The following is an 11,852-nucleotide window of genomic DNA, read 5'->3' as shown; positions in this document are numbered from 1 at the left end:
CCTATTCGTCCTCGCCCGAGCCCTTGCCGAGCTCGGCCTTCAGCAGGAAGGCGTTGCGCGTCGCGATGGTCTGGCCGGCCGTGAGGCCGGAGGTGACCTGGGTCCGCCCCCCGCTGCGCTGGCCCGTCAGGACCGGGGTGGCGACAAAGCCCGTTGGTGTGCGGATGAAGACGACATCGCGGCCCTCGAAGGACTGGATGGCCTCGTCGGGCACCGAGACGCCGGCGACGCCCTGGCCATCGCGGGTGAAGATCCTGGCGGAGATCGCCTGACCGGGGCGAAGTCCTGTGCTGGCCGACGGCGTCAGAAGGACAGTCGCCGAGCGGCTTTCGGAATCGACGCCCGGCGTGATGGATCGCACGACCGCATCCAGATCGCCTTCGGGAAGGGTGATCCGCGCCCGATCTCCTACCATGATCCGCGCCGAGTCCTGAGCAGAAACAGAGGCCTCGATCTGGACCTCCCGACTGTTGGCGACCCGGAACAGTTCGGTGCCGGCGGTGACGAAGGATCCGAGAACCACTGGAGCGGCAGTCACCCGGCCGCTGATCGGACTGACCACACCCGTGCTGCGCCCATCGCGGGACACGCGTGCGGCGGCCGCTGCGGAGGCGGTCCTTCCGGCCTCAGCCTGGGCCTCGGCCAGTGTGGTCTGGGCGGCTTCAAGATCCTGGCGCGCCGTGATCTTGGCGTCGAACAGTCTCTGCTCGCGCGCCAACCCCTGTCGCGCGGCCGTCAGCCGGGCCGAGGCGGTGGCGCGTTCGGCGGCGATCGCCGAGGCCTCACGGCTCTCGATCAGGGCGACGGTCTGACCCGCTGACACGGCGTCGCCGAGGCGGAGGCTGATCCGGCTGACTACCCCGTCCGCGCGGGCCGCGAGGACGGCCTCCCCCTGGGGCGTGCCGGCGACGGTGCCCTGGGCAAGGATTTCCGCGCTCAGGGAACCATCTTCCACGGGCGCAAGCACGATCCCGGCGGCCTGGATGCGGGCGGCGTCCATGGGTAGGGCGTCGGCGCCATGCGCCGGCGCTTCGGCGGCGGTCGCCTCGACCGGGGCCTCGGCAGGTTTGGAGCCGGCGAATATCATCACACCGGCTCCAGCAATCACGACGGCGGCGACAGCGCCGCCGATCATGAGTCGCGTCTTGGTTTTGGACTGTCTCATTGGGTGGATCCTTGAGTCTCGGTCACGCGGGTCAGGGCGGCGAGCGCCTGAGAGCGTTCCAGTTCAGCGGTGATGAGGTCGGACTGAAGGGTGTTGAGCGCGTCTTCAGCGTCCAGCACATCCAGCAGTGTGAATCGGCCGGCAGCGAAGCCCTCGCGAGCGATACGGACAGCTTCGATGGCTTCAGGCTCGGCCCGGGTTTGGAGGAAGGTCAGGCGTGCCTCGGCGGTGCGGAGCGCCGCTTGGGCGTCTCGGGTCCGACGGATCGCCGCCGCAAGGGCGGCATTGCGTCGAGCTTCGGCGCCTGTACGATCAGCGTTGGCGGCGGCGATATTGCCCTGGTTGCGGTCGAACACCCCGATTGGCATCGAGGCTCCGAAAACCACAGCGGTGTCGTCGGTGCCGCGAAACTGGCGGGCGCCCACGCTTAGCGTGACGTCCGGTCGCGACGAGGCTCGTTCCCGGTTGAATATCGCTACGGACGAAGCGACCTCGGCTTCGGCCAGACGAACGTCAAGCGAATCCGCCGGATCGATAGCGACAACTGGCGCCGCCTCGACGAGCGGAGCTTGAGGTTCAGGCAGATCCTCGACGCCGCCCCATAGAGCGGCCAGCGCACGCTGGGCCTGGGCGTACTCGGCTTCGGCCGCCCGAACGCGACCGACCGCCTCAAGCGCCGCAGTCCGGGCCCGCAGAGCGCGCAGCGGCGGCTCCCGTCCTGCGTCAACCAGTTCGGTTGCAATCGTCTGTAGGTTTTCGGCCCGAACGAACTGGTCGCGCGCGAGATCGACGCGACGACCGTCGGCATACGCCTCGGCATAGGCGATCCGTACATCGTTCAGCAGATCCGCACGGGCGACGGCGAGACGCACACGGGTAGCTTGGGTCTCAGCTTCGGCAGCCCGCTGGCGCGCGGTTCGTTTGCCGCCAAGTTCGAACTTTTGACCAACAGAAAGCGTACTTTCGGTCTGATCCAAACCCCGAAAGCCGCCAGTTCCGGCGAAGTTCTCGACGGCGAGGTCGAGTTCGGGGTTGGGCCTGAACCCGGCTTGTCGGGCACGGCCCTGGGCCGCCATGACGGCGGATTCGGCCGCGGCGAGGATCGGGGAGGAGGCCGAGGCGCGTGACAGCGCCTCGGCCAGGGTGATCGGTTCAGCCCAGGCGCGAGTGGGCGCCGTGAGGCTGAGCGCGGTGGTCAGGGCGACCACAGCGCTGCCGACCGCCCAATGCGGTCGATGGAATTGGAGGGGTGGCATTGATGTATCCCAAGGGTTGCTGACGAGGAGCGCGCACGGGCGCGCGGCTCGTCAGCCCTTGGGGGGGCGCTTCAGTCCGCCGGGAGCGTGTGATGCCAGCGGGGCTGCGCCGAGCGGCAGCTCGGGCGCCCCTATCGCCGTCCGGCCGAGATCGGGGCTGAGCGGCTGAGGGATGGCGACGCCGCCGTGGTGGCAGTGACCGTGAACGCAAAGTCCATGGCCGGTCGGGGCTTTGTCTGTTGGCGATGACGGCGTATCGAAGGACGCTGTGGCATGCGGAGGGGAGAGTTCCGAACCACAGGCCGCTGCGTCAGCCAGGGGAACCAAGACAAACAGGACGGTGACCAGCGCAATGAGCGCCGTTACCAACCAGTGTTTGCGGGAATTCGCGACCATCGGGCTCCATACCACGTTCGCAACAAGGGGCAATCGCCTTATCCTGTCCCTTTGCGCGCACTGGCGGTCTGGACCGGCAGCGTGTGTCCGGCCGGCGGAAGCTCGGGCGAGCGTCGGCGGTTCGGGTCGTGACCACACCAGCGAAGGCGCTATCGTCCCGTCGTATGACAATCCGTGGCCGAAAAGTTTGAAAGGTTGAAGACTGGTCATGGCGTTTCGCGTACTACCCAGCCTGCATCCTCTAGCCACTAGAGGATCGACACTTGTTTTGCCGGCATGACCTCAATCTTGTCATCCGGTTCGCCGAAACTGATCGGTCGGCGCTCCGCCGAAACCGGCGATAAGGTTCCGACCATCTGGTCCTATGAGTGGATCGGCCTGGGGACGGAGCCGTCTCGGACCGCCGACGGCCGCAGGCCTTACGACGCGGCGGTCTACCGGCGGTTTGCCTTCTTCAAACACGCCCGTCTCCTGAACTTCGACCTGGACGCGATCCGCTCGCTGCTCGACCTCAGCGATCAACTCGATCGTCCCTGCGCGGAGTCCATTGTGATTGCGGGACTTCATCTGGTCGAGTTTGAGCTCAAGATGGAACGGCTCAAGCCCTGCACGGAGGCCAAGCACGACTGTCTGTTGTCGGTCGGGACGGCGTAACGTCTTCGTCTGTCAGGGCGGCGACTAAGCGCCGCCCGCGGTTTTGATCCTGCGGTCTCGTCGGTTAAGCTTGGGTCGATTGCCGTTTCTCGACCTTTCGGCGGACTGGGGGGCCACTTCCCGCGAGGTGACCGAACCCCCAATCCCAAGCGTGGACAGACTTGGTCGGAAGCCTCAGCCGCCGTTTTGTCAGCTCCATACCCGGGTCTGGCCGTTGTCCAGTACCAGGAGGCTGACAAGGGCCAAGGCCTGCCTGCCTTCCAGCCGGTGATCCCGCCGACGTCCCCCGAACTGCCAGACCCTTGGCGACAAGGGCCTTGCGGACAAGCCCCTCGAGATCGGCGATGGGCGCCTGGCCTTCAAGGAAATAGGCGCCAACAACAGCCGTGTGGCAGGAGGCGGGAAGAGGCACGCCGTGTCCGGTTCTACGATGCAAAGTGGATGCGGTGAATCACGTCAAGGCCCCATCCCGTCCGGCGCGTATGGTCGATCCAGCCGCTGGGCGTTTTGTAAACGACAAGCCGGGTCGCGTGCGTGCCTGCGTCAGGGATGCGCTGGGGATAACGCCAGCAATTTGCCCGTCAGGATGGTCAGGCGGCCCGCTGTTGTTCTGGCATATGGGGCTCCGATGCGCCCGACCCACCTGCGCCCGATCCGATGGAGACAGGTGCGACACGTCGCCGCCCTGTGACGCGAGGGTTCGCGAACAGCAAGGGCCCGGGAGCGGCAACCCTGTGCGCAGCAGTCCTCACAACGCCGCGCCGCTTCGGATAACAGGTGCGCTCCGCAGGTTCGACCAAGGCCACGAAGGGTTTGCAAGCGTCACCTTGGCGGACGAAGTAACAGATTGCACCGTCTGGCAAATGACAGTAAGCGCCCCAAAATGACCTGGTCGATGGCGACATTGGCGAAACTGATGCTGGCGGTGACCCTGGTCGCCGCCACGTTTTTCGTCGCCCCCATCGCCGAGGCGGCGACCTGCGCGTCTGAGCTTGTTGTCGCCCACGCTGCGGCGGACCCCCACCCGTCAGACGACGAACCGCAAGATCCCGAAACCGAGCACGGAATCTGCGCGCATGGCCACTGCCATCACAACGGGTCGGCCAGAACCGATTCACAAGACGCTGTTCTGGCTCAGCACTACGGCCGGCCAGTTCACGCCTCGCTCCCGCATAAGGTTCGGGCCTCGATATCGCCCGACGGCCTAAAACGACCCCCTAGAGGCTGACACGACCGCCGCGCACTCGCGCCTGTTCTCGTGTCAACTCTCTGGAAAATGAAACATGCCTCCCTCCTATCGCCGGCCGCCGCGTTTCGCGGTGGGCTGCGCGCTGGCCGCTCTTGCGGTTACGCTGGCCAGCCCATCCCAGGCTGACCCGGCCCCGTCGTTCGCCGATCTTCTAGCTCAGCTCGATCAGGCCCCGGCCACCCTCGAAGCCGACGCCTTGTCCGACGCGGCCCAAGCCCAGCTGCGGCAAGCGGGCGTCAGGCCCAATCCGACCGTGGGCCTGACCTCGGAGAACGGCTTCGGCACGCGGGACTTCTCGGGTTACGGCAATGCCGAAACCACGCTGTCGATCACCCAGGACCTGGAGCTCTGGGGGCGGCGCTCGGCGCGGATCGATGTGGCGCGCGCCGAGGCGGGAACTGCGGGACTGCGCCGGAATCTCGCGGTCGTGGACGCGGCAGGCCGGCTGGCCCTGGCTTATGCGACCGCTGAAGCCGCCCAGCGTCGGTTCGACCTGGCGGAGGAGTTTCTTGCCCTCACCCTCGCCGATGCGCGCGCCGCCCTCGTCCTCGTGCAGGAGGGGCGGGAGCCGTTGCTACGCGGCATCCAAGGAGAGAGCGAGGCCGCTGCAGCCCGCGCAAGCCTCGACGAGGCGCAGGCCGAACGGGACGCTGCCTTCGCCCGCCTGACCGCCATCGCTATGTTGCCGACCCCGGTGACCGAGATCGAGGCCAGCCTGCTCGACCGGACGCCCGCCATGGCCATAGTGCCGGTCCTGGCCGCGCCGACCGTCCGCGTCGCTGAAGCGGAGCGCACCTCTGCCGAACGCCGTATCGCAGTCGAGCGAATCCGGGCGCGGCCTGATGTCAGCGCCAGTGTTGGCGTTCGTCGGTTCGAGGCGCAAAATGCGACCGCCCTGACCATCGGCCTAAGCCTGCCGCTGCCGCTGTTTGATCGTAACCGCGGAAATATCGAGGCAGCCCAGGCCCAGTTCCGCGCCGCCGACGCCCGACTGTCGGGTGCGCTACAGGACGCCCAGGCTGACAGGGCCGCCGCCAGAGCCCGTCTCGGGGCTTCGGCCAGTCGGGTCAGTGCTTCCGAGGCCGGGATCGCCTCGGCTGAGGAAGCCTACCGCCTTTCCCGGATCGGGTTCGAGGCGGGGCGTATCTCCCAGCTTGAGCTGCGCCTGACCCGCACAACCCTGATCAACGCCCGAAACGCCGCCGTGGACGCCCGCCTTGCGCGTGTTCGCGCCGAGATCGACCTTGCGCGCCAGGACGGCCGCGCCCCCTTCCAAGGAGCCGAATGATGCGCCAGCGCACTTCCAACAAGACTTTGCTGATCGGCGGCGCCGCTGCGCTCGTCGTGCTCGGCGGCGGCGCTACTTATCTGGCCGTGAACCGACCGGCCCCGCCGGTCGCGGCCGAGGGGGAGGCCGGGCACGCCGAAGCCGAGGGCGAACATGCCGGGGGGGAGGCCGGGCATGCCGAGGGCGGCGAGGCCGCCGAGAGCGCTGTAGAGGGCGTCGTTGAACTGACCGCCGCCCAAGTCGAGGCGGCCGGTATCTCGATTGTTTCAGTGGTCGGCGGAGGCGGCGGCGAGACCCGTCTGTCGGGCCGTGTCGAGCCTATGATCGACGCGCGCGCCGCCGTCGCCGCCGTCGTCGGCGGCCGCGTCGAGCGCGTGCTTGTGGTCCCGGGCCAGACCGTTCGCGCGGGTCAAGCCCTGGCCATACTCGTCAGCGGGGACGCCGCCAGTCTGCGCGCCGACGCCGACGCCGCCCAGGCCAACGCCGTCGCCTCCCAACAGGCCCATGCACGCGAAGAAAGTTTAGCCGAGCAGGGGGTGGTTGCCAAACGTGAGGCCGAGATGGCCCATGCGCAGGCGCTCAGCGCAGAGGCGGCTGCGCGAGCGGCCCGGGCTCGCGCAGCCGCCGCTGGCGGTCCGAACGCCTCGGGGCGGGTCAATGTCTCCAGCCCGATCTCTGGCGTAGTGACTAGCGTCCAGGTCGGACCCGGGGGCTTCGCGGCCCAGGGGGGCGTGATCGCTGAAATCACCAACCCGGCACGGGTCGAGATCGTGTTCAACGCTCCGCCCGCCTTAGCGGCGCTCGTTCGCGCTGGCGCGGCGATGCGGGTTCAAGGCCCCGGAGCCGAATTCGACGCCATCGTCACAGGGGTCGCGGCCGGCGCGGGCGCGGAAAGCGGAGCCACCGTGGTGCGGGCACGACCGACCGGAGCCACCCTTCCGCCAGCAGGATCGGCCCTCTCGGGCTCGATCGTCACAGGACAGGCGACAGGGGGTATGACCGTGCCGACAGAGGCCGTCCAGACGGTGGAGGGAGCCACGGTCGTCTTCGTTCGCACCGCGACCGGCTTCAGAGCCGCCCCTGTTTTGGCGGGACGTCAGGCCAACGGCCGCACCGAGATCCTGCGTGGCCTGTCAGCGTCCGACCGGATCGCCGGCACGAATGCCTTCCTGCTCAAGGCCGAACTGGCCAAGGGCGAAGCCGAGCATGGCCACTAGGACGCACTGATCATGTTCAAAGCTCTCATCGAGACTTCCGTCCGCTTCCGATGGTTCGTCGTCCTTGTTACGGCGCTCGTCGCCGCGCTTGGCCTGTTCGAACTGACGAAGCTCCCGATCGACGCCGTGCCCGACATCACCAACAGGCAGGTTCAGATCACCACCGTCGCGCCTGCGCTGGCGCCCGAACAGATCGAAAGACAGGTCACCTATCCCCTTGAAACGGCCATGGCAGGCATTCCCGGCCTCACCTCGACCCGCTCCCTGAGTCGCAACGGCTTCAGCCAGATCACCGTCATTTTCACCGATCAGACGGACATCTACTTCGCCCGACAGCAGGTCGCTGAACGGATGGCCCAGGCGCGCGAGCGTCTTCCGGAGGGTGTCGAGCCCAACCTGGCGCCGATCACGACAGGGCTTGGCGAGGTTCTGATGTGGACCGTCGATTACAAACCCTTCACGGCGGCCAACATGGCCAAACCCGGGCAACCGGGCTGGCAAGCCGGTGGTGGCTATCTGACGCCCGAAGGTGATCTGCTGACGACGCCGGAACGACGCGCCACCTATCTCCGCACTGTACAGGACTGGATCGTCGCTCCGCAGATGCGGACGGCTCCCGGCCTAGCAGGCGTCGACACCGTCGGTGGCTATGTCAAGGAGTACGCCGTCCGACCTGACGCCTCCCGGCTATCCGGCTACGGTCTCAGCCTAAACGACCTTATCCAGGCGCTGGACCGAGCCAACACTCAAGCCGGCGCCGGCTATGTCCAGCGGGCCGGTGAGGCCCTGACCGTGCGCACCGACGCCCTGGCCTCGACCATCGAGGACCTGGCCCAAGCGCCGGTCGCCAATCGCGGTGGTCTCGTGGTGAGGGTTGCCGATGTTGCGACCGTGGAAATCGGTGAGGCTCCACGGCTGGGCGGGGCAAGCCGCGACGGCCATGAGGCGGTCCTCGGTACGGCGCTGATGATTGCGGGCGGCAACAGCCGCACGGTTGCCCAGGCCGCCGGCGAACGTCTGGAGGAAATCCGCGGCACCCTGCCGTCGGGGATCGAGGCGGTGACGGTTCTAGACCGTAGCGCCCTGGTGAACTCCACAATCGCCACGGTGGCGCGGAACCTGATCGAGGGTGCACTTCTCGTGATCGTGGTTTTGTTCTTGCTGCTCGGTAACATCCGGGCTGCGTCGATCACCGCTTTGATGATCCCGCTCAGCTTCCTGTTCGCCGTCATCGGCATGAACCGGTTCGGCATCAGCGGAAACCTGATGAGCCTGGGGGCCCTCGACTTCGGCCTGATGGTCGACGGGGGAGTGGTGGTGATCGAAAACACCCTGCTGTTGCTGACGCAGCGCCGGGCGTCGCTCGGCCGGATGCTCACCCGCCGCGAACGCTTGGACGTCGCTGTTCAATCCGCGAGACAGATGGTCAAGCCAGCCGCCTTCGGCCAACTGATCATCCTGCTGGTGTTCACCCCGCTGCTGATGCTGGAAGGCGTCGAGGGTAAGACCTTCGTGCCCATGGGGGCGACGGTCATGCTGGCCCTCGTCGGGGCGTTCATCTTCTCGTTTACCTTCGTGCCGGCCATGACAGCGCTCCTCGTGCGCGATCCCAAGACCGTACATGTCGACGAAAGGGGCCACGCTGAGGAGCATGAGACGTTTATCCTGAAATTCGCGCGGCGTTGGATCCAGCCAGCCATCCGGGCGGCGGTCGATCACTCCAGGATCGTCATCGTCGCTGTCGTCGGCGCGCTCGTCGTGGGCGGTTTCGCCTTCACGACATTGGGCCGGGAGTTCATTCCGACCCTGGATGAGGGCGACATCGCCATGCAGGCCCTGCGCGTCCCATCCGCGTCGCTGGAGCAGTCCCTCGCCATGCAGATGGCGCTAGAGCGCGCCATCAAAGCCCAGCCGGAAGTCAAGACTATGTTCTCTCGGACCGGCACTGCGGAGGCGGCGGTGGATCCCATGCCGCCCAACATCTCCGACAGCGTCATCATCCTTAAGGACCGCAAGGAATGGCCCGATCCCAAGCTTGAGAAGGAAGCCTTGCTCGAGCGGTTCGAAAAGGTCGCCGGTACCCAGATCGGCAACAATTTCGAGTTCAGCCAGCCTATCGAACTTCGCTTCAACGAGTTGATCTCCGGGGTGCGAACGGACCTCGCGGTGCTCGTCTACGGTGATGATTTCGACACCCTGCAAAAGGTGGCGGACCAGGTGGCGATCCAACTTCGCGCCACGCCGGGCGCGGCCGACGTCAGGGTCGAACAGGCGTCGGGCCTGCCGACTCTCACGATCAGCGTCGACCGGTTCGCCGCGGCCAACTACGGCCTGTCCGCCGCAGATATCTCCGAGACGGTCTCGGCCGCCATCGGCGGCGCCGAGGCCGGCCGGATTTTCGAGGGTGACCGCCGCTTCGACGTCGTCGTTCGTCTGCCCGCCGACGCCCGCAACGATCCCGCAGCGCTCGCCGCGCTGCCGATAGTATCGTCCACGGGGGTGATCGTGCCCCTGTCTTCGGTGGCCCGGATCCAGACGGCGGAAGGGCCGAACCAGATCAGCCGCAACGACGGCTCGAGGCGGATGGTGGTGCAGGCCAATGTCCGCGGCCGCGATCTCGGCGGCTTCGTCACCGAGGCGCAGGGCAAGGTCGCGGAGATCGCGCTTCCACCGGGTGTTCGTCTCACCTGGGGCGGGCAGTTCGAAAACCTGAAGCGGGCGGAGCAGCGGCTGGGTCTCGTCATTCCGATCGTCTTCGTCCTTATCGGGGTGCTGCTGTTCATGGCCTTGGGCTCGTTTGCGGAGGCCGGTCTGGTGTTCGCCTGTGTCCCCTTGGCACTGATTGGCGGCGTTCTGGCCCTCGTCATGCGGGGCATGCCGTTCTCGGTCTCGGCAGCGGTGGGCTTCATCGCCGTGTCCGGCGTCGCCACCCTGAACGGTCTGGTGCTGATGCAGGCCATTCGCGAACGGCTCCAGGCAGGGCTCGGACCCCGTGAAGCCGCCATCGAAGGCGCTTTCAGCCGCCTCCGGGCGGTGCTGACGACGGCGCTCGTCGCTATCGTCGGCTTCATCCCGATGGCGCTGGCTCACGGCGCCGGCGCCGAGGTGCAGAAGCCTCTCGCCACCGTCGTCATCGGTGGCCTGCTGACCGCCACAGCCCTGACCCTACTGGTGCTGCCGACCTTCGCGGCTCGGGCGGTAAAGCATCGCAAAGACGAGGGGATCGAGGACTGATGACCAAGGACGACTCGGACCGCCGGCAAGGGCGAACCCTGCTGGTGGTCCTCGCGCTCAATGCCGGTCTGGCCGTGGCGCTCGGGATCGGCGGCGTGTCCGCCGATTCCAGCGCATTGCTGGCCAACGCTGTCGATAATGGATCGGACGCGGCCGTTTACCTGTTCAGCTATCTGGCGATCGGCCGAGCCGGATCCTGGAAACGCGGCGCTGCGCGTCTGTCGGGGCTGATGCTGCTGATCTTCGCGGCGGGCGTCCTCTTGGACGCCCTTCGCCGCTTCCTGACCGGAACGGAGCCGGTGGGGCCCACGATGATGGCCCTCGCGGTCGTGGCGGCGGTAATCAATCTCGTCTGTCTGATGCTGATCCGCAGGCAGCCGAGTGGCGACGTCAATATGAAGGCGGCGGAGACCTTCAGCTTCAACGATTTCGCCTCCAACGGCGGCATCCTAGTCGCCGGCGGGCTGGTCCTCTGGCTGGGTCAGGCGTGGCCGGATCTCGTCGTCGGGGTCCTAGTGGCAGCAATCGCGATCAAGGGCGGGCTCGACATCCTGCGGGACGCGGCCCGCGACAAGGCAGGAGAGACGACATGATACCCGTGGATTCTCGCGGCCTCCCGCCGCTGCCACCGCGTCCGCCTGGGGCGCCGAGCCCAGAGCCCCCCCGGCACGACGAGCCAGACCGTCCTGCGATAGATATCCAGGCGGTCCAGCGTCTACGCAAAGTGACGATTCTCGGTGGCGGTCTTCTCCTTGCCGCAACGACCCTGACGGTCACCTTCATCCCGGTGCTCGAACATGCGGTCGAACACGTGGGCCTGATCGCCATCATGGTCTGCATCATCGGGCGCTCCTGGTGTTCGCTCTACATCGGGGGTCGCAAGAAGCAGGAAATCGTATCGTCCGGCCCCTATTCGATCAGCCGAAACCCGCTTTATGTCTTCAGCTTCATCGGCGCCTTCGGCATCGGTTGTCAGACGGGGAGCGTGACCGTGGGTGCGATCTTCGCCCTCGCCGCCTGGATGGTGTTCCGTCTCGTGGTTTCGCGCGAGGAAGCGTTCCTCACGGACGGTTTCGGCGCACCCTACCGATCCTATGTCGCGCGCACGCCGCGGTTCCTACCGGATCCGCGCCTGTGGCGCGACGAGGCGGAACTGACGATCCGGCCCGCCTTCTTTGTCCGGACCGTGCGCGACGGCTTGGTTTTCTTGCTGGCCTTGCCTCTGTTCGAGGCTCTGGAGCGGCTTCAGCATCTCGGACTGGTGCGCGTACTCCTGAGGCTGCCATGACTGCCGGTAGGCTACTTTTGCGAGAGAGATGGTGGTCAACTGGGGCGGCGATTCCGGCGGTCGACACAGTCCTCACGCCGGGCTTCGGCCAGAAAGCCGACCGGG

Annotated in this window: 9 protein-coding genes; 6 read left to right on the top strand and 3 right to left on the bottom strand. The window is 66.9% G+C overall.

Annotated elements, in window-relative coordinates:
• Position 1: 1 nt before the first annotated feature.
• Entirely contained in the window at positions 2–1,165 is a 1,164-nt protein-coding gene (locus tag AC07NC_RS02650; RefSeq protein ID WP_419755944.1) for an efflux RND transporter periplasmic adaptor subunit, read from the bottom strand.
• Entirely contained in the window at positions 1,162–2,373 is a 1,212-nt protein-coding gene (locus AC07NC_RS02645) for a TolC family protein (RefSeq protein ID WP_419755945.1), read from the bottom strand. The genes AC07NC_RS02650 and AC07NC_RS02645 overlap by 4 nt, the downstream gene beginning before the upstream one ends.
• 732 nt (positions 2,374–3,105) lie before the next feature.
• Between AC07NC_RS02645 and AC07NC_RS02640 the strand changes: the two genes are divergently transcribed.
• A complete protein-coding gene (locus AC07NC_RS02640; protein ID WP_421731961.1) occupies positions 3,106–3,471 on the top strand; it encodes a MerR family DNA-binding protein in 366 nt (121 codons plus the stop codon).
• Between the two features lie 64 nt (positions 3,472–3,535).
• Here the strand turns inward: AC07NC_RS02640 and AC07NC_RS02635 are convergent, their stop codons facing one another.
• A complete protein-coding gene (locus AC07NC_RS02635; RefSeq protein WP_419755947.1) occupies positions 3,536–3,883 on the bottom strand; it encodes a DUF411 domain-containing protein in 348 nt (115 codons plus the stop codon).
• Between the two features lie 871 nt (positions 3,884–4,754).
• Here AC07NC_RS02635 and AC07NC_RS02630 point away from each other — a divergent pair.
• From AC07NC_RS02630 to AC07NC_RS02610, 5 genes are read left to right on the top strand one after another with little or no spacing between them, the layout of a single operon-like run.
• Positions 4,755–6,008 (top strand): TolC family protein, encoded by a 1,254-nt coding sequence (locus tag AC07NC_RS02630; protein WP_419755948.1) that lies wholly within the window; start codon positions 4,755–4,757, stop codon positions 6,006–6,008.
• A complete protein-coding gene (locus AC07NC_RS02625; protein ID WP_494568487.1) occupies positions 6,008–7,225 on the top strand; it encodes an efflux RND transporter periplasmic adaptor subunit in 1,218 nt (405 codons plus the stop codon). The genes AC07NC_RS02630 and AC07NC_RS02625 overlap by 1 nt, the downstream gene beginning before the upstream one ends.
• 12 nt (positions 7,226–7,237) lie before the next feature.
• Complete coding sequence (locus AC07NC_RS02620) at positions 7,238–10,459, top strand: efflux RND transporter permease subunit (protein ID WP_419755950.1); 3,222 nt, start codon at positions 7,238–7,240, stop codon at positions 10,457–10,459.
• Positions 10,459–11,052 carry a cation efflux transmembrane domain-containing protein gene (locus AC07NC_RS02615; RefSeq protein ID WP_494568486.1) on the top strand — a complete coding sequence of 198 codons (594 nt, stop codon included), beginning with the start codon at positions 10,459–10,461 and terminating at the stop codon, positions 11,050–11,052. The genes AC07NC_RS02620 and AC07NC_RS02615 overlap by 1 nt, the downstream gene beginning before the upstream one ends.
• Positions 11,049–11,747 carry a methyltransferase family protein gene (locus AC07NC_RS02610; RefSeq protein WP_419755952.1) on the top strand — a complete coding sequence of 233 codons (699 nt, stop codon included), beginning with the start codon at positions 11,049–11,051 and terminating at the stop codon, positions 11,745–11,747. Before AC07NC_RS02615 ends, AC07NC_RS02610 begins: the two co-directional genes overlap by 4 nt.
• Positions 11,748–11,852 lie beyond the last annotated feature (105 nt).

This window comes from Brevundimonas sp. GW821-FHT10A07 (assembly GCF_059415785.1).
This window is presented reverse-complemented; position numbering and strand designations above follow the sequence as displayed.